The sequence below is a fragment of the Pseudomonas sp. BNK-15 genome, from assembly GCF_047456105.1.
GTDB lineage: Bacteria > Pseudomonadota > Gammaproteobacteria > Pseudomonadales > Pseudomonadaceae > Aquipseudomonas > Aquipseudomonas putida_E.
The window spans coordinates 3,985,455-4,005,117 of record NZ_CP179898.1; the positions used below are offsets into that span (position 1 = coordinate 3,985,455).

The following is a 19,663-nucleotide window of genomic DNA, read 5'->3' on the forward strand; positions in this document are numbered from 1 at the left end:
ACGCGTATCACCCCTGGTAGGACAGCAAAGGGCTCGTGGGCTGTACGCTCCGGGCCCTTTGCATTTCATGCTGTTCGGGCCTGGACCGTGATGTGCCGTTTGATCCAGTGATCAATGCTTAGCTTCCCGGCACCTTTGAGCAGCAATGGCAGCAGTGCAACCAGGTAGATCAGGGGCAGCTTGTAGTTGCCGAACCCTAGATCGGTGATGGCGTAACCCTTCGCCAATTCTGCCAGGTCCGACCAGTGCGCAGGCCAGTGCACCGCTGCGATCGCTACGACGGTTACCACCGCCAGCCCCGCCGCCGCCAGCCGTGTGCCAAGGCCCAGTAGCAGTAGCAGCGGCAGGACCAGTTCAGCCCACATCGACAGTTGCCAGTTCAACTCCGCTGGCAGCAGGCTGAAGGGCAGTGGGAAGCTCCCCTGTATATCGCCGAACCAGTTGCTGCCGTTGAATTTCTCCAGGCCGGATTCGAAGAACTCCCAGGCCAGAAACATCCGCAATGGCAAATCAGCGCCCCAATCTGCGAGACGGTCGAGGGGAGTCAGGGTGCGAGTCAGCGTGGTCATGGTCTGTTCTCTTCTTCAGGAAAGGGCCGTGGCGTTACGACGCTTGTACAGCGCCAGCTTGGCGGTGAGCTTGAGGGCGATGGCGGTGAACATCAGGGCAAAGGCCAGCGGATACCAGCCACCCATGGGAATGCGGTTGTAGAACGACAGGCAGAACACGCCGGCCAACACCCACATGCCGGTGCTGTGCAAGGCTTTCCAGGCACGGCCGCCGAGCAGGCGCATGCTCGGCTTGAAGGAGGTAAGGGCCAGCAACAGCAGGAACAGGTAGCCGATGCTGCCTGGCAGGCTGGAGGTAGCGGTGCGGCCGGCCCAGAACAACTCGGGAAAGTGCTGGGCGTAGCGGTAGATCAGCAGGCCGTGCACGGTGTGCGAAAAGGCAAAAGCCAGCCCCAGGAAGCGCCGCTCGCGCAAAACGCGACGGCTGCTTGGGCCGGGCAGCAAGGCCACCAGCGTCGAGGCCAGGAACGTCATCAGGAACAGGGCGAAGGAACTGCGTGCGGTAGCGCGGATAGCGCTGCGCAGGCCATCGGAACCGAGCGGGTGGCTGGCCAGGACCACGGCGGTCATGAGCAGAGTAAGGCCGGCCAGGACGGTGAACAGTTTCCAGCCGGAGGGAAGGGCGATGGCTCTCATCGAAGAGGCTCCCGGTGTGTCAAAGTGTGACCGGGAGTGTGGCGGTACGGCGTATCTGCAGTGTGTCGGCGCAGGCTGTATTGTGTATCGGAATGTAGTGACAGGTGGTGTAGGCCAATTTCACCCGTGCAGGCGCGGCGCGCAGCACCGCGTCAAGGACGGCAGCGTTTCACTTCAGCTCGATTTGTGCGCACAGGCCTCCGCCCTGGCGATTGCTGAGGACCAATTGCCCGCCCATGGCCTGCATCAGTTGGTGGGCGATTGCCAGGCCCAGGCCGGTGCCCCCGGTACTGCGGTTGCGCGAGCTTTCCACCCGATAGAAGGGTTTGAGCACTTCGCCGAGCTCTTGCTGGGGGATGCCAGGGCCTTCGTCCAGCACGCGGATCACGATACGTCCCTGCTCACGGCTGACCTCCAGTTGCGCCTTGCCGGCGAACTTCAGGGCATTGTCCAGCAGGTTGACCAACACCCTGCGCAGCGCATGCGGGCGCGTTTCCAGCAAACTGCCGGTACTGCCGTGGCGCTCGACCTGCGCGCCGCTGTCCTGGTAATCGAACACCACGCTGTCGAGGAACGCGTCGAGGTTGATGCGGCAGGGCGGCTCGGTGTTGATATCCATGCTGCGGGCATAGGCTACGCCTTCGCGGACCAAGTGCTCCATGGCATCCAGGTCATGCCACAACTTGTCCTTCTCGACTCCCTCGTCCATTACCTCGACCCGGAGTTTCATACGCGTGATCGGGGTTTGCAGGTCATGGGAAATCGCTGCCAGCAACTGCATGCGTTCCTTGAGGTAGGCAGCGATGCGCGCCTGCAAGGCGTTGAAGGCGACGGCGGCGAATTTCACTTCGCGCGGGCCGCTTTCGTCCAGCAACATGCCGGGCTTGTCCGGGTCGAGGTCGTCAAGCGCCTTGACCAGGCGTGTCAGCGGGCCGATGGCCAGGCGCACGGCCAGCCAGGTACAGAACAGCAGCACGGCAAGCTGAATGAGCAGCACCAGCGGCAGCCAAGTGGCGATCGGCACGGGGGCCGGGGTGACATCGATGGTCAGCGGGGCGCCGTCAGCCAGACGCAGGTGGGCCTGGAAGTGTGCGTTCGGGCCAGGTATCTCCTGGAAGGTCAGGCGATACTGGCTACCGATGGCCTTGACGATCGAGTCGGCGGCCATGGGCGGGTCGTCGCTTGGCATCGCCGCACCCGTTACGCCAGCGTCCAGCCGATAGCGGTAGGTGCGCCGCTCCAGGCGGGGCAGCCAGGCCGGGCGTTCAGCGGCGGGCAGGCGGTCGAGGATGGCCACCGAAGTGGCGACGTCCTGTTCCAGATTGCTGAGCATCATCGAGCGGCTGCTGATATAGCGCTCATAGGCCTGCAGGCTGAACGACAGCCCGTAGGCCAGCACCAGCCCGGTGATGAAGATCAGTGCCAGGCGCGAGGCGAGGGTGCGCGGCCACTTCATGATGGCGACTCGAGCAGTTGCACTGGCAGCGAGAACACATAACCTTCGCTGCGCACCGTCTTGATGCAGCTGGGCTCGCGCGCGTCGTCGCCCAGGCGCTGGCGCAGGCGGCTGACCAGCAGGTCAATGGAACGATCGAAGATATCGGCCTCGCGGCCCTGGGTCAGGTTGAGCAACTGTTCGCGGCTGAGCACCCGTTGTGGGTGGTCGAGGAACACGCGCAACAGGCGGTATTCGGCGCCACTGAGGGCCACCAGCGTGCCTTCGCTGTCGAGCAGGTGGCGCGCGGTGGTATCCAGACGCCACTGGCCGAAACGGATCAGGCGGCCGCTTTCGCTGATGGTCAGGTTGGGCGGCAGCATGCGTGTGCGGCGCAGCACGGCATTGATGCGGGCCAGCAGTTCACGGGCTGAGAATGGCTTGGTCAGGTAGTCATCGGCGCCCATCTCCAGGCCGATGATGCGGTCGGTCTCGTCGTTGCGTGCGGTCAGCATCAGCACAGGCGTATTGCGGTGCTTGCCGGCGCGCAGTTCGCGGCACAGCAGCAGGCCGTCATCGCCCGGCATCATGATGTCGAGGACGATCAGGTCGACGCTGTTGGCTTCGAGGAAGGCGCGCATCTGCCGGCCGTCGGCGACGATGCTGGTGCGCAGGCCGTTCTTCTTCAGGTAATTGCCGACCAGTTCGCGGATTTCGCGGTCGTCGTCGACGATCAGGATGTGATCGACATGTTCCATCGGTGGGGTCCTGTGCAAGGGGAATGGGCGCAGTGTACCGAGCAGGTATGAGCTTGCCTGCAGAGGTTTGTATTGCAGTGTATCTGGTGGCGCATCAGATACAGCAGGAGGCAGGGCGCAGGGTCAGGCGACACATGCCCGATACCTGGCGAGCGTGAAATGGCTCTCACCGGGGAACACAACTCCCCACCCTCAGAAGATCCACAGGAGAGATGCCATGAACATGAAAACCCTCGCCAGCGCCAGCCTGTTCGCCGTGCTCAGCCTCGGCACCCTGGCTGCCCAGGCATCCACGCAGCCGATGGAGGATGCCAGCGTCATGCAATACCGCTACGGCGACCGGCTGGATATACAGAAAGTGCTGTCGGTGAAGGATGATCAAAGCGATGCCTGTGGCCTGGTCAACACCCGCATGGATTACATCAACTCCCAAGGCCAGCGCCAGAGTGTGCAGTACCGCACCTATGCCACGAGCGGTTGCCATGACAACTGAGCGCCGCTTGTTGTTGAAAGTGGGCGGCGTCGCCTTGGCGCTCTTGGGCCTGGGCCTTGCCGGCCACCTGGCAGCCCGCGACAGTTATGGCGCGATGCCATCGCTGTCCGGGGCCAGTGAGTGGATCAACTCGCCAGCGCTGGATACCAAGGGGCTAAAGGGCAAGGTAGTGCTGGTGGACTTCTGGACGTGGGACTGCATCAACTGCCAGCGCAGCCTGCCGCACGTCAACGACTGGGCCCGGCGGTACGCCGATCAGGGGCTGGTGGTGGTGGGCGTGCACACGCCGGAGTACGACTACGAGCATGATGTCAGCCAGTTGAAACGCAAGGTGGCCAGCCTGGGGATCGCTTACCCGGTGGCGGTGGACAACGATTATCGGGTTTGGAATACCTGGGGTAATCAGTTCTGGCCAGCGCACTACTTTGTCGATCGCCAGGGCCAAGTGCGGCATGCGCACTTTGGTGAAGGTGACTACGACGGGCAGGAGAAGGTGATAAAGGCGTTGCTGGATGAAAAAGGCTGAGGTGTTTACCGTTCCTTTCGCGAGTAAACCCGCGAAAGGAACGGCACGGGCTCAACCGAAGCTGGCGAAATGCGCCTGCATGCGCTCGGCATTGGCCTGGCGGCCACTGAACAGTTCGAACGCTTTCACCGCCTGGAACACAGCCATGTTGCTGCCATCCAGGGTCCGGCAGCCCAGTGCCCGTGCCGCGCGCAGCAGCTCGGTTTCCAGCGGGAAATAGATGATCTCCGCCACCCACAGCCGGGCATGCAGCAGCTCGACCGGCAGCGGTGTGCCCGGCAGTTTGGCCATGCCGACCGGCGTGGTGTTGACCAGCCCGTCCGCTTCGGCAATCTCAGCCGCCAGGTCCGTGCCCACAATGGCTCTGCCTGCGCCGAAATGGCCGTTGAGGTTGTCGACCAGCGCCTGGGCACGCGCTGCATCGACTTCGAACAGCACCAGCCGCTCGACCCCTTCGCCCAGTAATGCATGGGCCACTGCCGAGCCAGCACCGCCGGCACCCATCTGCACCACCTGCCGGCGCGCGACGTCGGGCAGGCCGCGGCGCAAGCCCTCGGCGAAGCCCAGGCAGTCGGTGTTATGGCCTACACGCTTGCCGTCCTTGAGGACCACGGTGTTGACCGCACCGATACCCCTGGCCTCATCGGACAGCTCGTCGAGCAGCGGCAGGATCGCCTGCTTGAACGGGTAGGTGATATTGAGCCCGGTGAAGCCTGTGTGCTGGGCCGCTTCGAGCAATTGCGCCAAGGCGCTGTCTTCCAGTTGCAACTGGTCGGCGTCTATCAGGCGGTAGAGGTAGCGTAAGTCCTGCGCATCGCCTTCATGTTCATGCAGGGCAGGGGTGCGCGACAGTTGAATACCACGGCCGATCAGGCCGGCAAGGATGGCCGGCTGAGTCATGCTGCCTGCTCCTGGAGCATTTCGGCGAAGTGCGCCAGAGCCATGCGGTAGCCGTGGCTGCCCAGGCCGCAGATCACACCAACCGCGATCGACGAGACGAACGACAGGTGGCGGAACGGCTCGCGCTTGTGCACGTTGGAGAGGTGCACTTCGATCACTGGCACCTCGCTGGCGACCAGCGCGTCGCGGATGGCCACCGAGGTGTGGGTCCAGGCACCGGGGTTGATCACGATACCGGCGCAGCGACCACGGGCAGCGTGGATCCAGTCGATCAGGTCGCCTTCGTGGTTGGTCTGGCGAAATTCGATATCCAGGCCGTGGGCCTGCGCGGTGTCTGCGCAGCTCTGAGCCAGGTCAGCAAGGGTTTCACGGCCGTACTGGGCAGGCTCGCGGGTACCCAGCATGTTCAAGTTGGGGCCGTTGAGCACGAGGATAAGGGGCTTCATGGCGGGCATCACTTTGTTGTTGTTGAATGCCCGTATGTTTGTACCACCTGGTTAGTTTCGTCAATTGGGTTGGCTGTCGCATAGTGGAAAGTGGGCGATTATCGGACCCGGAGTATCGCGTTCTCAACGCGGGTATGCCCTTTGAAGCGCCTTTTGTTGCGAAAGGGCTGCAATGCAGCCCCACTCTCAAACGGTGCTGGCGGCCGCGCGACCCACTTCATCCCCGGCTGTTTCTTCATGCAACGATATTCGCGAGGTTTCTGGCAGCGCCAGCCCACCCACCAGCGCCACCAGTGCGATGACCACCAGGTAGAACGCTGGCGCCAGGCTGCTGCCGGTCTGTCCGATCAGCCAGGTCGCCACCAGCGGTGCGGTGCCGCCAAACAGCGTATAGGCCACGTTGTAGGTAATCGCCGATGCGGTGTAGCGCGTACGGGTCGGGAAACTCTCCGAGAGCAACGCGGCGGTCACCACACCACTGCAAAGTGCCCCCACCGCCAACAGGATGACCCCCACCAGCGCAGCCGTCACCGACCCGGAACTGGCCAGCCAATAAGCCGGGAATACACAGACCATTACCCACAGGCAGGTGAAACCAATGGTCTTGCGCCGCCCGACCCGGTCCGAGAACGCGCCGGCCAGCGGACAACCGATGGCGGCGAACACCAGCGCTACCGTGGTCACCAACAGCGACTGGGCGCGTGTCAGGTTGCCGACCATTTGCAGGTAGGTGGCGAAGTAGGTAGTGAACATGTAGAACGACAACGCTGTAAGCGAGATGAAGGCACCCAGATTGCGGATGGCCCGGCCGTGGTTACGCAACGTGTCCTTGAGCGGCGAATGCTCATGGGTCTTGCCTTGAGCGATGGCCTCGCGAAATGCCGGGGTTTCCTCCATGCGCCAGCGCAGGTAAAGGCCCACCAGGCCCAGCGGCGCCGCCACCAGGAACGGTATGCGCCAGCCCCAGGCCGCCATTGCTTCGGCCGACAGGCTTGCCTCAAGGCCGTAGGCGATCACCGCCGCACAGGCGAAGGCAGAGAAGGTCGACACGGGCACGAAGCTGCCATAGAAGGCCCGCTTGTTTTGCGGTGCGTGCTCCATCAGGTACGCACAGGCACCTGCATACTCACCGCCTGCGGAGAACCCCTGCAGGCAGCGCGCAAGGGTCAGTAGCGCGGGGGCGGCAAGGCCGATGCTGGCGTAGGTCGGCAGCAGGCCGATCAGTGTGGTGGAGCCGGCCATCAGCAGGATGGTCAGTGACAGGATGCGTTTGCGTCCCAGCCGGTCACCCAGCGCCCCGAACACGATCCCGCCCAGTGGCCGCAAGGCGAAGGCCACGGCGAAAACGGCAAAGGTCTTCAGCAAGGCCACGCTGGCATCGCCGCTGGCGAAGAACTGGCTGGCGATGATCGTTGCGAGAAAGCCGTAGACGGCAAAGTCGAACCATTCGACGAAATTGCCGATGGCCGAGGCGGCGATGACCCGGCGCAGAGTGGCGGGGGATACCTCGTGAGATGCGGACATAGAGAAACGCTCCGGTTTCAAAGGCAGCCTGGCGGATTAGCGAAGCGGTCTGGCCGCTTCGTCGTTGTTGTTGCAGGCAGTAAACCGGCGCGGTAGCGAGGGCGCTTCTTCGAGGGCGACGCCCAGATATCTGTTTTGACCGCGTGCGCCCATTCGTGGCCAAGCCGCGGTCAGCCCGGCAATGAGTGGGTGTTATACCGAAAACACCACCCCGGTACGCGAAGCCGCGTTGCGAATATGCTCCTGCATCGCCTTCTGCGCCGCCGCCTGTGAACGGCGAGCCAGGGCGCGCAGGATCTTGCGGTGCTCCTGCCAGGTTTCCATCGCCCGTTCCGGGCGGATGAAGGGCAGCTTCTGGCTTTCCAGGAATATCTCCTGGCTGGCGGTGATCACCTGCAGCATGGCGTGGTTGCCGCAGGCTTGCAGCAACTGCTGGTGAAAGGCGAAATCCAGCCGTGCGGCGGCTTCGAAGCGGCCCGCGCGCAACTCCTGATGCATCGCCTCTACATTGACTTCCAGGCGATCGATGTCGTCCGCAGTCAGTGCCAGTGCCGCCTGCCCGGCAGCGAAACCTTCCAAGGCGTAACGCAGCTGGAAGGTGTCGCTTGCAGAGACCTGTTCGGCATACGGCCAGGCAAATGCCGAAGGCGCTGGCGCCTGCACGAACACACCCTTGCCCGGCTGCACGCTCACCAACCCCAGAGCGCTGAGGGAGGACAGTGCTTCTCGCAGAGAGGCCCTGCTGACCCCCAACTGCTCGGCAAGGTCGCGCTGCGAGGGCAGGGCATCGCCGGGCTGATAGCCGCCGTCTTCGATCAATTTGCGGATGCCTTGCAGGGCCTGTTCGGGGACGGCGCGGGGTAGGGTGTCGAGCATGCTGTTCAGACCGGTCGGAGGGCGATGACCTTGGCTTTTTACGGCCATTGTCAGGCGCTTGCAAGCATTGCTCCGCGCTGATGCAGGCAAATGCGGCCTTGCACAAAAGCGGGGCGTGACGGCGGCGGGGTAAGCGGGCAGGCAAGCAACTGTTCAGACCAGTAAGACCGTTCAGCTCAGGGCTTGCGCACGTCAAGCCGGTGCCAGCACGGACGTTGGCATGGCCCGTGCACTGGCCAGCCAGCACTCTTTTCCCTGGTTACCTGCGAGGCCACACCATGAAGACATTCCGCACCTTGTTCCTGGCCAGCCTGTTCTGCAGCAGCGCCCTTGTGCTGCCAACCGCCCAGGCTGATGCCCTGGCCGACATCAGCGCCCGTGGCGTGCTCAAGGTGGCAGTGCCCCAGGACTTCCCGCCTTTCGGCTCGGTCGGGCCAGACCTCAAACCCCGTGGCCTGGACATCGACACTGCACAACTGCTGGCAGACAAGCTGGGTGTGAAGCTGGCCCTGACCCCGGTAAACAGCACCAACCGCATACCGTTCCTCACCACAGGCAAGGTCGACCTGGTGATTTCCAGCCTCGGCAAGAACCCGGAGCGTGCGGCAGTGATCGATTTCTCCCGGCCCTATGCGCCGTTCTACCTGGCCGTATTCGGCCCGGCCGAGGTGGACATCGCGGGCATCGACGCCGTCGCTGGCAAGACCATCAGCGTCACCCGTGGCTCGATCGAGGACATGGAACTGAGCGCCGTAGCGCCAAAGGGGGCGGTGATCAAGCGCTTTGAAGACAACAACTCGACCATCGCCGCCTACCTCTCTGGCCAGGTCGAACTGATCGCCAGCGGTAGCGTGGTAATGGCCGCCATTGCCCAGAAGAACCCGGCCAAGGTGCCGGTGGTCAAGGTCAAGCTCAAGGACTCGCCGGTTTATGTGGGCCTGGCCAAGAACGAGCCGGCGCTGCTGGACAAAGTCAATGCCACGCTCGAAGCCGCCAAGGCCGACGGCAGCCTCAACCGCAATGCCGAAAAATGGCTGAAGCAGCCGCTGCCGGCCGACCTCTGAGCTGTACCCGGAGTTTGCCACCATGGCCTATGAATTCGACTTCGCCCCCGTGCTGGCCCAGGCCCCCCTGTTGCTCAAGGGCGCCTGGTTCACCCTGCAGCTGACGGTGGTCGGCACCTTGCTGGGCGTGGCCATCGGCGTGCTCGGCGCGGGGGTTCGCGCCTGGCGTGTGCGCCCCTTCGACATGCTGTTTGGCCTGTACGTGGAACTGATCCGTAACACGCCCTTCATCGTCCAGCTGTTCTTCATCTTCTTCGGCCTGCCGGCGCTGGGCATTCGCCTGACCGAGTGGCAGGCGGCGGTGCTGGCGATGGTGATCAACCTGGGTGCCTACTCCACCGAGATCATCAGGGCGGGCATCCAGGCCATTCCCAAAGGCCAGCTGGAAGCGGCAGCAGCCTTGGCCATGAGCCGCTTCGAGGCGTTTCGCCATGTGGTGTTGCAGCCTGCCCTGGCCAAGGTATGGCCGGCACTGACGAGCCAGATCGTGATCGTCATGCTCGGCTCGGCGGTGTGTTCGCAAATCGCCACCGAGGAGCTGTCGTTCGCCGCCAACTTCATCCAGTCGCGCAATTTCCGTGCATTTGAAACCTACCTGCTGACCACCGTGCTGTACCTGATCATGGCCATCGCCTTGCGCCAGTTGCTGGCATGGGTTGGGCAACGTCTGCTGATGGGGAGACGCTGAATGGACTTCACCTTCTGGGACATCCTGCGCAACCTGCTGATCGGCCTGCAATGGACCATGCTGTTGTCGCTGGTGGCCTTCTTCTTCGGTGGCCTGGCCGGGCTGCTGGTGCTGGTCGCGCGCATTGCTCAATGGCCGTGGCTGCGTGGCCTGGCGCGGGGCTACATCGAGCTGTTTCAGGGCACGCCATTGCTGATGCAACTGTTCATGGTGTTTTTCGGCATTGCCTTGTTCGGCCTGGATGTGTCTGCCTGGATGGCGGCTGCCATCGCCCTGACCCTGTTCACCAGTGCGTTTCTCGCAGAGATCTGGCGCGGCTGCGTTGAGTCCATTCCAAACGGCCAGTGGGAAGCGTCCGGCAGCCTGGCGCTGAGCCGCATGGAGCAGCTGCGCCACGTGATCCTGCCACAGGCGTTGCGCATTGCCGTGGCACCGACCGTGGGCTTTTCGGTGCAGGTGGTCAAAGGCACGGCGGTCACCTCGATCATCGGTTTCACCGAGTTGACCAAGACCGGCGGCATGCTGGCCAACGCCACCTTCGAGCCGTTCATGGTCTACGGCCTGGTTGCGCTGGGCTATTTCATCCTCTGTTACCCGCTCTCGCTGAGCGCCCGTTATCTGGAAAGGAGGCTGCATGCCCCTGCTTAGAGTGTCCGCGCTGCACAAATACTACGGCGACAACCATGTACTCAAAGGCGTTGACCTGAGCATCGAAGAGGGCGAGGTGGTAGCGATCATCGGCCGCAGCGGTTCGGGCAAAAGTACCTTGTTGCGCACGCTCAACGGCCTTGAGTCGATCAGCGATGGCGTGATCGAAGTGGACGGTGAATACCTCGATGCCGGCCGCGCCGACTTGCGCGCGCTGCGCCAGAAAGTGGGCATGGTGTTCCAGCAGTTCAACCTGTTCCCACACCTGAGCGTGGGCGAGAACGTGATGCTCGCGCCGCAGGTGGTGAAGAAGGCCAGCAAGGCCCAGGCGCGCCAGCTGGCTGAGCAGATGCTGGCGCGGGTGGGCCTGGCGGAAAAGTTCGATGCCTACCCCGACCGGCTTTCCGGAGGCCAGCAACAGCGGGTGGCGATCGCGAGGGCGCTGGCCATGTCGCCCAAGGTGCTGCTGTGCGACGAGATCACCTCGGCGCTCGACCCCGAACTGGTCAACGAGGTGTTGGGCGTGGTGCGCCAGCTGGCCAGCGAAGGCATGACCCTGATCATGGTCACCCATGAGATGCGCTTTGCCCGCGAAGTGGGCGATAAACTGGTGTTCATGCACCATGGCAAGGTGCATGAAGTGGGTAACCCGCGTGAAGTGTTCGCTGCACCGAAAACGGCCGAGCTGGCCAATTTCATAGGCTCAGTGGTATCGGCCTGAGCCTGCATCATTGAGTGCAGCTCAGGCGGCCCGCTCCAGCACATCGAGCAGGTCGACGAACTCCATCGCCAGTTTGTGCCGCGGCGCCAGGTGTACCAGCGGTACCGACGCCAGGTGCGACTCTCGCATCTTGATCGAGCTGCTCAAGTACACCGGCAGCACGGGCATGCCCTCGCTGCGCAGTTGGTCAACCAACGTCTTGTGCAACGCGGTGCGGCCGGCGAACTGGTTGACCACGACGCCTTCCACTTGCAGCGCCGGGTTGTGGTCCAGGCGCAGCTCCTCGACCTCGGCCATGACACTGTGCAGCGCCTGGCGCGAGAAGCTGTCGCAGTCGAACGGGATCAACAGGCGCTCAGCCGCCACCAAGGCGCTGAAGGTATAGAAGTTGAGCGCAGGTGGGGTGTCGATGTAGATCCGTTCGTAGTCCTCGTCCAGCTCCAGCAACAGCTTGCGCAGCTTGTTGATCTTGAACTTGCTCTCAAGCTTGCTCTGCAAGTCGCTGAGGTCGGGGCTGGCGGTCACCATGTGCAGGTTGCGGTAGCGGGTTTCGGTGATGGCCACCCGGTGCTTCTTGCCAGCAGCGGTGACGGGCGACAGCGTCTGGCGAAAAAAGTCGGCGATGCCGGCGGGGATGGCGTCGTTGGTGAGGCCAGTGAGGTAGTAGGTGGCGTTGGCCTGTGGGTCGAGGTCGACCAGCAACGTGCGATAACCCTCCGCGGCACTGGCGGCGGCAAGGTTGCAGGCGATGCTTGACTTGCCCACGCCACCTTTCTGATTGAAAACCACACGACGCATGAGACGCTCATCCATGAAGAAGGGAAATGTCAGGTTGGGGTCAATCCTATGACCAATACACGACAGTTTTATGACAATACTTGTTACATCTTTCCTTCAGTGCCCGCCAGCTTCGCTGCACACCTGATTTCGCCCTCCGCGCTTGGCCCGGTACAACGCGCTATCCGCCTGGCTGAGCGCTGCACCCGGCTCGCGATCCTGCTTGGCGTGCCAATGCGCCACCCCCAGTGAGATGGTCACAGCGCCTACCGGTTCTATCGCGGTGTCCTGCACCATCACGCGCAGTCGCTGCGCCACCGTTGTCGCGACTACCAGGCCGGCCCCCGGCAGCAGCATCAGGAACTCCTCCCCACCGGTCCGGCACAGTAGGTCACCTTCACGGCAACAGCCGCGCATGATTGCGGCCAGGCGCTGTAGTACCTGGTCCCCGACATCATGCCCATGCCCATCGTTGATCCGTTTGAAGTGGTCGATATCCAGCACGATGACCGAAAACGCGCGGCCTTCGGCCTCCAGCAGCGACAGCTTGAACTCCAGGCTGCGGCGGTTGCCCAGGCCGGTCAGCGGATCGGTCTGGGCATCGCGGTTGAGCCGGCCGATGCGCTCTTGCAAGAGGTTCAGGCCGAACAGCATGGCCCGCTTTAGTTCCGCAGCCTCGAAGTACCAGGCATGTACCCTGTGCAGCCGTTCGGCGTTGCCGGTGCGGTCCATGGTGCGGGCGCCGGCGGCCAGTTGCCAAAGTGGCCTGGCGATGGTCAACGCCAGCCACCACAGCAGCAGGCTGCCCACCAGTGCCAGGGGGGCCGAGATGCCCATGACAGTGAGAATCAGATGACTCAACGGCGCCACCGTTTGCGCCAGCGGTTGTTGCGCCACCACGCCCCAACCGGTACTGGGCACTGTGGCGAAGCCCGCCAGCATGGCTACCCCTTGGCTATTGATGACCTGCCGCGTGCCGTGCTGCAGTTCGGTCAGCTGGTCGATCAGGGTATTGCCTTCGACCACGCTGCCTACCCGTTCGGCATTGGGGTGATAGAGCAGGCGGCGGTTGCGATCGACCACATAGAGGTAGGAGCCGTCCTTGTAGAAATGCTCGCCCAGCAGGCTGTTGAGTATGTTGCGTTCGCGCAGGTACAGGCTGCCGCCGACATAGCCCAGGTAGCGGCCGTTGGCATCGAAGATCGGCTGCGACAGCGCCACCACCAGGTTGTTGGCCGCCGACAGGTAGGGCGTCGACACCAGGGGCCGGCGCTCGCGCAATGCCTCTTCAGTACCGGGCGTCTGTACCTTGCGGCCAAGGTAATGGCGCAGCGCAGCGGGTGAAATCGCCCTCACGATACCTTCGGCATCGACCACGAAGGTGGAGTTGAAGGCCATGCTCTGGCGCAGCAACCGTGTGGTTTCTGCTTCCAGCGCAGCGCCGTCGGCCAGTTGCCGCCCCTGCACACTGGCGCTGAATGACAGCTGTTGCAAGGCAGTGGCGATGAAGGTTTCGGTGATTGCCGCCAGCTTCGCCGCATATACCCGGTTGGCCTCCAGGGCGTTATCGATCAGCAACTGGCGCTGCACCCGGTAGCTGGCGAAGTAGCTGGCACAGAGCATCACCAGGGCTGTGAGTGTGCAAAGGCTGAGGATCAGCGTGCGCAAGTCCAGGCGCAGTCCATGCTTGGCGTGTGGCAATCCAGACCTCACTGACGCAAAAGAAATAACCTTACTCGTTATGGGCTTGCACCGCTACGGGAGGGATGTGGGGCTGTCGCAATCGTTCAGGAACCGGCGTTTTCCAATGCGTCCAGCTCGTCCTGCACCCGTTGCAGGCGCTGCGCTGCGAGTGCCTGGGCCTTTTCATCGCGTGCTGTCTCGCGCATCAGCCGGGTAAGTTTCGCGCTCAGTTGCTGGCCGTCCTCGGTCTGCTCCAAGGCCTTGGCCTTTGCCGGGTCCCGAGTCACCTCGACGATAGTGGCGAACTCGGCGTCGCTGAAGTTCTTTTCGCTGTAGAGCTTGAACAGGTCCTGGCGCTGATCCTCGACCGTGAGGTGCTTGCGCAGCACGCTGCGGATTGTTTCTTCGTCGAGTTGCGGGTGGCTGCGGGTCAGCAGCAACGCCATGCGGTCGATGTTGTGCTCATAGGCCTCCTGCAAGGGCAGGCTGGCCACGATCTGCTCTTCTCGAGTCGGTTTCTGGTCGCAGGCGGTGAGGGCAGCGGCGAACAGCAGGGGCAGCAACAACTTGCAGAGGCGGGGCATGGGCTGGCCTTGGGCGCGTTTCAGGCCGGGGATTATAGCGAGGTCGGGCCGACCATGCATTGCGCCGTCCGATGCTGTAGGGTAGAAACACGTTCCCCAGGCCATCGCTTCAACCCCATGCCCGACTGGACCTTGCAATCACCCGGCCGTGACGCCATCGATGAAGTCGTTGCCTTCGTCGACAGTGCCCGACGCGAGCTGTTCCCCATGCTCGCCCATTCGCCTTTGCCCAAAGACCTGGCCCATTTCGAGGCGACTTACCTGGATGGCGACGGGCACTTTCTGGAAGCCCGTGATCGTGGCACGTTGATCGCAGTCATTGGCTACCTGCCCTATGACCATCGCTTCCACCAGCTCGACTACCACGGCAAACGCGTCGTCGAAATCGTGCGCCTGTTCGTGCTCCCCGAATACCGGCGCAACGGCCTGGCCGCGGCATTGTTCCAGGCCTTGCGTGAGCACGCCGTCGAGGCAGGCGTTGAGTGTCTGTACATGCACACCCATCCGTTTCTGGCAGGGGCGATCCGGTTCTGGGAGCGGCAGGGCTTCACGGTGATCAACGTAGAGGATGACCCGGTGTGGCGGACTACGCACATGGAGCAGTACCAGGTCATTTAGGAACTTTCCTGCTTTGCAGTGACGAGGGTGGATACCCGCAACGCCAAGGGCCTCATCAAACCGGCGCACAAGGAGGATGAAACCACTCAGAGCCCGCCCGACAACGGCCACTCCACGGCCAGGCGGATCTGGTTGCCGTCCAGTTCCGCCTGCGCCGTATCCCCGCGGTGCACATTGTGCCTCAGTGAAAACGCCGTGCCCTTGGCCTTGCCACTCTGTACCACATACCGCGCCTCAAGGTCTCTCTCCCAGTGTTTGCCACCCTTGCCATAGCCCAGGTACGCATACCCGCCGTTGGGGTCCACGTGCGTGCCATCGATATCGAACCCGCGCACATACAGCGCCGTCAGGTTCAACCCCGGCACCCCATAAGCGCCCATGTTCAGGTCATAGCGCGCTTGCCAGGACTTTTCGTTGGGTGCGTTGAAGTCAGACATCTGCACGGCGTTGGCAATATAGATTGCACCGCGGGTCACGTAGTCGAACGGCGTGTTGCCATCCACCTGCTGCCAGCCCAGGCTGAAAGCATGGGGGCCATGGCTATAGCGCGAGACCAGGCTCCAGGTGGTGTTGTCGATGCGCCCGGACAGCGCTTTGCCGGTGTCGGTGGTGCGGTACAGGTTGAGGTCCAGGCTCAGGCTGCGCCGGTCATCCAGTGCATGGGTGAGGGTGCTGCCCAGGTAGTGCTGGTTCCAGGTGTCTTCATAGCGGGAGGTGTACAGGCTGGCGCTCAAGGCAGCGCTGGGGTTCCACACCGCACCGGCGAGGTCGAAGCTGTTGCCCTGGCGGGCGTTGGAGTAGTTCACCACGAAGCCCTGGTCATGGCTTGAAGCATTGCGGTCGGTGCTTTCGTTGAAGTGCCCGGCAACCAGCCTGAACTTGTCGATCTCGTTGCTGGTGAGGAAAAAACCGGTGGCGGTTTCGGGTAGCAGGCGGCTGTCGGAAGAGCTGAATACCGGCGTTTTCACTCGCTGCTCACCATAGGAAAGCACTGTATCGGACAGGCGAAGCTTCAGAGCCGCACCGCCGCGGCTGTATTCGTTTTTAGGGTGGCCATCGTTGTCCACACCGAGCAGGCGAGCCTTGCCGGTTCGACCTCCACCGCTGTCGAGTTGTACGCCCAGGTAGGCATGGGCATCGACGCCAACACCGATCAGGCCCTGGGTAAAACCGGACTGGAATGTACCCATCAAACCGTAGGCCCATTCCTCGGCCAGGCCATTGCGTTCGCTGCGCGGTTTGTAGGCATTGCGGGCGGCACTGTTACGCCCGCCATGCTTGTAGTCACGCTGGTCGTAGACCGTGCGGTTGAGGATGCTCCAGCTGCTGTCTTCGACCAAGCCGTTGCTCTGCGACTGTGCGGATTCAGCCAGCGCCAAGGGCGTCAGGCCCAGCAGCGGCAGGGCCAGAAGCAAACGGTTCATTGGCCGGCCTCCAACTGCTGCAGTTGGGCTGCCAGGCGCGCACGTGCCCGCGCAGGCAAAGCCGCTGGCAACTCGGCCAAGCCGGTATCGCCCACCTGGATCAGCATCACCATGCCCATGGCCAGGTGTGGGATGCACTGGATGCCGTACACCCCAGGCACCGTAAAGGTCTGCTCGAAGGGCTGGTTCAGCTTGCTCTTGAACGCCTCGGCACCTACCGGCAGCAACCCGGGCAGGCTGGCCGCGTTGTGGCCGCTCTGGGTCGGCACGAAACGTACCGTATCACCCGGTGCGATACGCAGGTGGTCGGGCTCGTAGACCATGGCACCGGCCGCGCCGCGGGTGAGCATCTTCACTTCGTGCACGTCGGCCAGCGCGGCGAAAGGTAGCAGAGCGTTGGCGAGCAGCAGGACGGTAGTGCGCAACAGCATGCGGGAGCTTCCTGGTTCAGGGGGCGCGAAAGCGCAGGATGCGCGCGCCGTCGAAGGGGTCGGTGAGGTAGTGGGCATGTACGCCGAAGGTGCTCAGCAAACGCTCGGGGGTCAGTACCTCCAGCGGCTTGCCGAGGGCCACCAGACGGCCGTGTTCGAGCACCGCCACGCGGTCGCAGGTCAGCGCCTGGTTCAGGTCGTGCAGGGCCACCAGGGTGGTTACCGGCAGCGCCTGTACCTGTTGCAACAGGCTCAGCTGGTGCTGGATGTCGAGGTGGTTGGTCGGCTCATCGAGCAGCAATACCTGCGGGCGCTGGGCAAGAGCGCGGGCAATGTGTACGCGCTGGCGTTCGCCACCGGACAGCGAGCTCCAGATGCGCGTGCGCAGGTGCGAGGCATCGAGGTCGGCCAGGGCCTGCTCGACGACCGCGCGATCCTCCTGGGAAAACGGCGCCAGGGCGGACAACCAAGGGGTACGCCCTAGCGCCACGGCGTCGAACACGCTGATGGCGTCGAGGGTGTCGGCCTGTTGCTCGACCAGCGCCAGGGCCTGGGCGATGCGCCTGCGCGGCAGGCGCGCAAGCGGCTCGCCGAGCAATTGCACGCTGCCGCTATGCGGCGTGCGCAGCCCGGCCAGCAGTTTGAGCAGGGAGGATTTGCCGGAGCCATTCGGGCCAACGATACCGAGGGTTTCACCTGCGGCGATCGTCAGGTTGATATCGCGCAGCACGGGGTTGCCCGACAGTTGCAAACCCAAGCCCTGGCAGGCGAGCGGGGCGACCTTTGGGGGTGTCATGGCCGTCATGCGCGCCCCCTGCGGCTGACCAGGATCAACGCAAACACAGGTGCGCCGATCAGCGCTGTGACCACGCCCACTGGAATTACCTGGCCGGGGATCAGCGTGCGCGAAAGCATGTCCGCAGCGATCAGGAACAGCGCACCGCCCAGGGCGCTGGCCGGCAGCAGGCGGCTGTGGCCTGGGCCGAGCAACAGGCGCAGGGCATGCGGGATGACCAGCCCGACAAAACCGATGGCGCCGACGATGGACACCATCACCGCCGTCACCAGCGCCGCGCAACTGATCAGCAGCAACTGGCTGCGCCGCACTGCAATGCCCAGCGACGCCGCCGAATCGGTACCGAAGGTGAAAGCGTCCAGTGTGCGCCGGTGCCATAGGCACACCACCAGCCCGAACAGCGCCACCGGCAGCGCCAGCCATACTGACGGCCAGCGCACGCCACTGAGGTTGCCCAGCAGCCAGAACAGGATGCCGCGAGCCTGTTCGGCCGTGGCCGATTTGGTGATCAGAAACGCCGTCAGGGCGTTGAACAGTTGCGAGCCGGCAATCCCTGCCAGGATCACTTGGGCGTTGTTGCTGCTCGGGCCGGCTGCGCGGGCCAGCACCAGGACCAGGGCGAAGGCCGCGACGGCGCCGACAAAGGCGCCGCCCGACATGCTCAGGGCAACACTGCCCAGGCCCAGCAGGCCTACCAGCACGGCGCCGGTCGAAGCCCCGGCCGACAGGCCCAGCAAATAGGGTTCGGCCAGCGGGTTGCGCAGCAGCGCCTGCAGGATCACCCCACAGGTCGCCAGCCCTGCGCCACAGGCTGCGGCGACCAGCGTGCGGGTCAGGCGGTAGTTCCAGACGATACCGGCGTCGATCGGGTCGACCGGGTAACCGGCCTGCCACAGGTGGTTGGCCAGTACCTGGTACACCACGCTGGGTGACACGGTGGTCTCGCCAATGGCGGTGCCGGCAAGCAGCGCGCCGAGCAGGGCAACCAGGGCCAGGGCGCAGCAGGGCAGCTTACGGTTCATCACGGCGCCGCTTTACCGCTGGCGAAGGCTGCCGACAGGGTCTGCAGGCCCCGGAACAGGCGGATACCGGCCTGCATGGCATCGGCGTCGAGGATGATGATGCGGTTGTTCTTCACGGCATCCATGTGCTGGGTTACCGGGTCGCTGCGCAGGAATTCGAGCTTCTTCTGGTAGTCGTCGGCCGGAAAGCGGCGGCGATCCATGCGGGCGATGATCAGCCACGTAGGGTTGGCCTTGGCGATGGTTTCCCAGCCCACCGTGGGCCACTCTTCGGTGGACTCGACCACGTTGCGTACACCCAGGGTGCGCAGCATGAAGTCCGCCACGCCCTGGCGGCCCGCAACGTAGGGGTCGATGTCGAGGTCGGCGCTGGAGAACCAGAACAGTGCCGAAGTCTGGCTCAGGTCTTTGCCGGCCAGTTGTTGCCTGGCGCTGTCCAGGCGCGCCTTGAGGTCGCTGTTCAGTGCCACGCCGCGGTCCTGGACGTCGAAGATTTCCGCCAGCTGGCTGACGCTCTTGTAGATGCTCTGGACCTGAAACGCCTGTAGTCGCGTGCCATCGGCCCCCACCAGGTTGTCCTTGCCTTCGCAGTCCGAGGGCAGCAGATAGGTGGGGATCTTCAGTTCGTTGAACTGCTCACGGGTCGCGACCACGCCCTGGGCGCCGACCATCCACTCGAACTGCACCGCCACCAACTCTGGTCGCTTGCCCACCACTGCTTCGAAGCTCGGGTCCTTGTCGGCCAGGCGCGGCACCTTGTCGTTCTGCGCCTTGTATTCGGGCAAGACGTTGTTGAACCACAGCGATGTGCCGGCCAGTTTGTCGCCCAACCCCAGCGCGTAGAGGATTTCGGTGCCGGCCTGGCCGATGGTGACTGCGCGCTCGGGGGCGTGGGTGAAGGTCTGCGGCATGCCGCAGTTGTCCACGGTCAGCGGGTAGTGCGTGGCGGCGGCCTGGGCAGCGCCGGTGAGGCTCAAGCCGGCGAGCAGGGTGGCGAAACGGGACAGCATGCGGGGCGATCTCCTATCGGACAGTTCACGGAAG

The 19,663-nt window shown here is 63.6% G+C and carries 23 protein-coding genes; 7 read left to right on the top strand and 16 right to left on the bottom strand.

The features are described 5' to 3' along the window. Positions 1-65: 65 nt before the first annotated feature. The 4 genes from ACMGF5_RS18145 to ACMGF5_RS18160 form a co-directional block, all read right to left on the bottom strand. Entirely contained in the window at positions 66-569 is a 504-nt protein-coding gene (locus tag ACMGF5_RS18145; protein ID WP_174141655.1) for a DoxX family protein, read from the bottom strand. Positions 570-584: 15 nt separating this feature from the next. Beyond that, positions 585-1,205: a ferric reductase-like transmembrane domain-containing protein gene (locus ACMGF5_RS18150; RefSeq protein WP_251962221.1), complete on the bottom strand. Its 621-nt coding sequence runs from the start codon at positions 1,203-1,205 to the stop codon at positions 585-587. Positions 1,206-1,374: 169 nt separating this feature from the next. Then, complete coding sequence (locus ACMGF5_RS18155; protein WP_046787221.1) at positions 1,375-2,661, bottom strand: sensor histidine kinase; 1,287 nt, start codon at positions 2,659-2,661, stop codon at positions 1,375-1,377. Further along, entirely contained in the window at positions 2,658-3,398 is a 741-nt protein-coding gene (locus tag ACMGF5_RS18160) for a response regulator (RefSeq protein ID WP_039603377.1), read from the bottom strand. The genes ACMGF5_RS18155 and ACMGF5_RS18160 overlap by 4 nt, the downstream gene beginning before the upstream one ends. 217 nt (positions 3,399-3,615) lie before the next feature. Here ACMGF5_RS18160 and ACMGF5_RS18165 point away from each other — a divergent pair, with 217 nt between their 5' ends. Next, positions 3,616-3,891, top strand: coding sequence for a DUF2790 domain-containing protein (locus tag ACMGF5_RS18165; protein WP_115275282.1), 276 nt, complete (start codon positions 3,616-3,618; stop codon positions 3,889-3,891). Then, positions 3,881-4,417: a thioredoxin family protein gene (locus ACMGF5_RS18170; RefSeq protein ID WP_046787219.1), complete on the top strand. Its 537-nt coding sequence runs from the start codon at positions 3,881-3,883 to the stop codon at positions 4,415-4,417. The genes ACMGF5_RS18165 and ACMGF5_RS18170 overlap by 11 nt, the downstream gene beginning before the upstream one ends. Before the next feature lie 51 nt (positions 4,418-4,468). Here ACMGF5_RS18170 and ACMGF5_RS18175 read toward each other — a convergent pair whose 3' ends face one another. The 4 genes from ACMGF5_RS18175 to ACMGF5_RS18190 form a co-directional block, all read right to left on the bottom strand. Beyond that, on the bottom strand, positions 4,469-5,317 hold the full coding sequence (locus ACMGF5_RS18175) for a shikimate dehydrogenase (protein WP_115275280.1): 849 nt from the start codon (positions 5,315-5,317) through the stop codon (positions 4,469-4,471). After that, complete coding sequence (gene aroQ / locus ACMGF5_RS18180; RefSeq protein WP_046787217.1) at positions 5,314-5,763, bottom strand: type II 3-dehydroquinate dehydratase; 450 nt, start codon at positions 5,761-5,763, stop codon at positions 5,314-5,316. The genes ACMGF5_RS18175 and aroQ overlap by 4 nt, the downstream gene beginning before the upstream one ends. Positions 5,764-5,949: 186 nt before the next feature. Beyond that, positions 5,950-7,287 (bottom strand): MFS transporter, encoded by a 1,338-nt coding sequence (locus ACMGF5_RS18185; RefSeq protein WP_115275278.1) that lies wholly within the window; start codon positions 7,285-7,287, stop codon positions 5,950-5,952. A 192-nt stretch (positions 7,288-7,479) separates the two neighbouring features. Then, on the bottom strand, positions 7,480-8,163 hold the full coding sequence (locus ACMGF5_RS18190; RefSeq protein WP_046787355.1) for a FadR/GntR family transcriptional regulator: 684 nt from the start codon (positions 8,161-8,163) through the stop codon (positions 7,480-7,482). A gap of 278 nt (positions 8,164-8,441) precedes the next feature. On the opposite strand from ACMGF5_RS18190, the gene ACMGF5_RS18195 reads away from it, so the two are divergent. The 4 genes from ACMGF5_RS18195 to ACMGF5_RS18210 are packed head-to-tail and all read left to right on the top strand — an operon-like array spanning position 8,442 to position 11,284. Beyond that, positions 8,442-9,227 (top strand): transporter substrate-binding domain-containing protein, encoded by a 786-nt coding sequence (locus ACMGF5_RS18195; protein ID WP_046787215.1) that lies wholly within the window; start codon positions 8,442-8,444, stop codon positions 9,225-9,227. 22 nt (positions 9,228-9,249) lie between these two features. Then, positions 9,250-9,915 carry an amino acid ABC transporter permease gene (locus ACMGF5_RS18200; RefSeq protein WP_039604080.1) on the top strand — a complete coding sequence of 222 codons (666 nt, stop codon included), beginning with the start codon at positions 9,250-9,252 and terminating at the stop codon, positions 9,913-9,915. Beyond that, positions 9,916-10,563 (top strand): amino acid ABC transporter permease, encoded by a 648-nt coding sequence (locus ACMGF5_RS18205; protein ID WP_346640181.1) that lies wholly within the window; start codon positions 9,916-9,918, stop codon positions 10,561-10,563. Then, a complete protein-coding gene (locus ACMGF5_RS18210) occupies positions 10,550-11,284 on the top strand; it encodes an amino acid ABC transporter ATP-binding protein (protein WP_115275277.1) in 735 nt (244 codons plus the stop codon). Before ACMGF5_RS18205 ends, ACMGF5_RS18210 begins: the two co-directional genes overlap by 14 nt. A gap of 21 nt (positions 11,285-11,305) precedes the next feature. Here ACMGF5_RS18210 and ACMGF5_RS18215 read toward each other — a convergent pair whose 3' ends face one another. The 3 genes from ACMGF5_RS18215 to ACMGF5_RS18225 all read right to left on the bottom strand — a co-directional run bounded on the left by ACMGF5_RS18215 (position 11,306) and on the right by ACMGF5_RS18225 (position 14,328). After that, positions 11,306-12,082 (bottom strand): ParA family protein, encoded by a 777-nt coding sequence (locus ACMGF5_RS18215; RefSeq protein ID WP_237860448.1) that lies wholly within the window; start codon positions 12,080-12,082, stop codon positions 11,306-11,308. 96 nt (positions 12,083-12,178) lie between these two features. Next, positions 12,179-13,762, bottom strand: coding sequence for a sensor domain-containing diguanylate cyclase (locus ACMGF5_RS18220; protein ID WP_046787210.1), 1,584 nt, complete (start codon positions 13,760-13,762; stop codon positions 12,179-12,181). An 86-nt stretch (positions 13,763-13,848) separates the two neighbouring features. Then, positions 13,849-14,328: a hypothetical protein gene (locus tag ACMGF5_RS18225; RefSeq protein ID WP_115275274.1), complete on the bottom strand. Its 480-nt coding sequence runs from the start codon at positions 14,326-14,328 to the stop codon at positions 13,849-13,851. Positions 14,329-14,445: 117 nt separating this feature from the next. On the opposite strand from ACMGF5_RS18225, the gene ACMGF5_RS18230 reads away from it, so the two are divergent. Further along, positions 14,446-14,946, top strand: coding sequence for a GNAT family N-acetyltransferase (locus ACMGF5_RS18230; protein WP_414157028.1), 501 nt, complete (start codon positions 14,446-14,448; stop codon positions 14,944-14,946). Between the two features lie 86 nt (positions 14,947-15,032). Here the strand turns inward: ACMGF5_RS18230 and ACMGF5_RS18235 are convergent, their stop codons facing one another. From ACMGF5_RS18235 to ACMGF5_RS18255, 5 genes are read right to left on the bottom strand one after another with little or no spacing between them, the layout of a single operon-like run. Then, on the bottom strand, positions 15,033-16,370 hold the full coding sequence (locus tag ACMGF5_RS18235; protein ID WP_414157029.1) for an OprD family porin: 1,338 nt from the start codon (positions 16,368-16,370) through the stop codon (positions 15,033-15,035). Further along, entirely contained in the window at positions 16,367-16,801 is a 435-nt protein-coding gene (locus tag ACMGF5_RS18240; RefSeq protein WP_046787206.1) for a pseudoazurin, read from the bottom strand. The genes ACMGF5_RS18235 and ACMGF5_RS18240 overlap by 4 nt, the downstream gene beginning before the upstream one ends. Positions 16,802-16,817: 16 nt before the next feature. Next, a complete protein-coding gene (locus ACMGF5_RS18245) occupies positions 16,818-17,606 on the bottom strand; it encodes an ABC transporter ATP-binding protein (protein WP_115275270.1) in 789 nt (262 codons plus the stop codon). Continuing rightward, positions 17,603-18,619 (bottom strand): FecCD family ABC transporter permease, encoded by a 1,017-nt coding sequence (locus ACMGF5_RS18250; RefSeq protein ID WP_204917605.1) that lies wholly within the window; start codon positions 18,617-18,619, stop codon positions 17,603-17,605. The genes ACMGF5_RS18245 and ACMGF5_RS18250 overlap by 4 nt, the downstream gene beginning before the upstream one ends. Then, complete coding sequence (locus ACMGF5_RS18255; RefSeq protein ID WP_414157030.1) at positions 18,619-19,629, bottom strand: ABC transporter substrate-binding protein; 1,011 nt, start codon at positions 19,627-19,629, stop codon at positions 18,619-18,621. Before ACMGF5_RS18255 ends, ACMGF5_RS18250 begins: the two co-directional genes overlap by 1 nt. Between the last annotated feature and the right edge of the window lie 34 nt (positions 19,630-19,663).

Bases quoted from the DNA above. Each gene is read 5' to 3' on its own strand.
- ACMGF5_RS18150 (WP_251962221.1), bottom strand. From the start codon at position 1,205: ATGAGAGCCATCGCCCTTCCCTCCGGCTGGAAACTGTTCACCGTCCTG.
- ACMGF5_RS18245 (WP_115275270.1), bottom strand. From the start codon at position 17,606: ATGACGGCCATGACACCCCCAAAGGTCGCCCCGCTCGCCTGCCAGGGC.
- ACMGF5_RS18235 (WP_414157029.1), bottom strand. From the start codon at position 16,370: ATGAACCGTTTGCTTCTGGCCCTGCCGCTGCTGGGCCTGACGCCCTTG.
- aroQ (WP_046787217.1), bottom strand. From the start codon at position 5,763: ATGAAGCCCCTTATCCTCGTGCTCAACGGCCCCAACTTGAACATGCTG.
- ACMGF5_RS18225 (WP_115275274.1), bottom strand. From the start codon at position 14,328: ATGCCCCGCCTCTGCAAGTTGTTGCTGCCCCTGCTGTTCGCCGCTGCC.
- ACMGF5_RS18175 (WP_115275280.1), bottom strand. From the start codon at position 5,317: ATGACTCAGCCGGCCATCCTTGCCGGCCTGATCGGCCGTGGTATTCAA.
- ACMGF5_RS18165 (WP_115275282.1), top strand. From the start codon at position 3,616: ATGAACATGAAAACCCTCGCCAGCGCCAGCCTGTTCGCCGTGCTCAGC.
- ACMGF5_RS18230 (WP_414157028.1), top strand. From the start codon at position 14,446: ATGCCCGACTGGACCTTGCAATCACCCGGCCGTGACGCCATCGATGAA.
- ACMGF5_RS18160 (WP_039603377.1), bottom strand. From the start codon at position 3,398: ATGGAACATGTCGATCACATCCTGATCGTCGACGACGACCGCGAAATC.
- ACMGF5_RS18215 (WP_237860448.1), bottom strand. From the start codon at position 12,082: ATGCGTCGTGTGGTTTTCAATCAGAAAGGTGGCGTGGGCAAGTCAAGC.
- ACMGF5_RS18170 (WP_046787219.1), top strand. From the start codon at position 3,881: ATGACAACTGAGCGCCGCTTGTTGTTGAAAGTGGGCGGCGTCGCCTTG.
- ACMGF5_RS18200 (WP_039604080.1), top strand. From the start codon at position 9,250: ATGGCCTATGAATTCGACTTCGCCCCCGTGCTGGCCCAGGCCCCCCTG.
- ACMGF5_RS18205 (WP_346640181.1), top strand. From the start codon at position 9,916: ATGGACTTCACCTTCTGGGACATCCTGCGCAACCTGCTGATCGGCCTG.
- ACMGF5_RS18185 (WP_115275278.1), bottom strand. From the start codon at position 7,287: ATGTCCGCATCTCACGAGGTATCCCCCGCCACTCTGCGCCGGGTCATC.
- ACMGF5_RS18190 (WP_046787355.1), bottom strand. From the start codon at position 8,163: ATGCTCGACACCCTACCCCGCGCCGTCCCCGAACAGGCCCTGCAAGGC.
- ACMGF5_RS18250 (WP_204917605.1), bottom strand. From the start codon at position 18,619: ATGAACCGTAAGCTGCCCTGCTGCGCCCTGGCCCTGGTTGCCCTGCTC.
- ACMGF5_RS18240 (WP_046787206.1), bottom strand. From the start codon at position 16,801: ATGCTGTTGCGCACTACCGTCCTGCTGCTCGCCAACGCTCTGCTACCT.
- ACMGF5_RS18195 (WP_046787215.1), top strand. From the start codon at position 8,442: ATGAAGACATTCCGCACCTTGTTCCTGGCCAGCCTGTTCTGCAGCAGC.
- ACMGF5_RS18255 (WP_414157030.1), bottom strand. From the start codon at position 19,629: ATGCTGTCCCGTTTCGCCACCCTGCTCGCCGGCTTGAGCCTCACCGGC.
- ACMGF5_RS18155 (WP_046787221.1), bottom strand. From the start codon at position 2,661: ATGAAGTGGCCGCGCACCCTCGCCTCGCGCCTGGCACTGATCTTCATC.
- ACMGF5_RS18145 (WP_174141655.1), bottom strand. From the start codon at position 569: ATGACCACGCTGACTCGCACCCTGACTCCCCTCGACCGTCTCGCAGAT.
- ACMGF5_RS18210 (WP_115275277.1), top strand. From the start codon at position 10,550: ATGCCCCTGCTTAGAGTGTCCGCGCTGCACAAATACTACGGCGACAAC.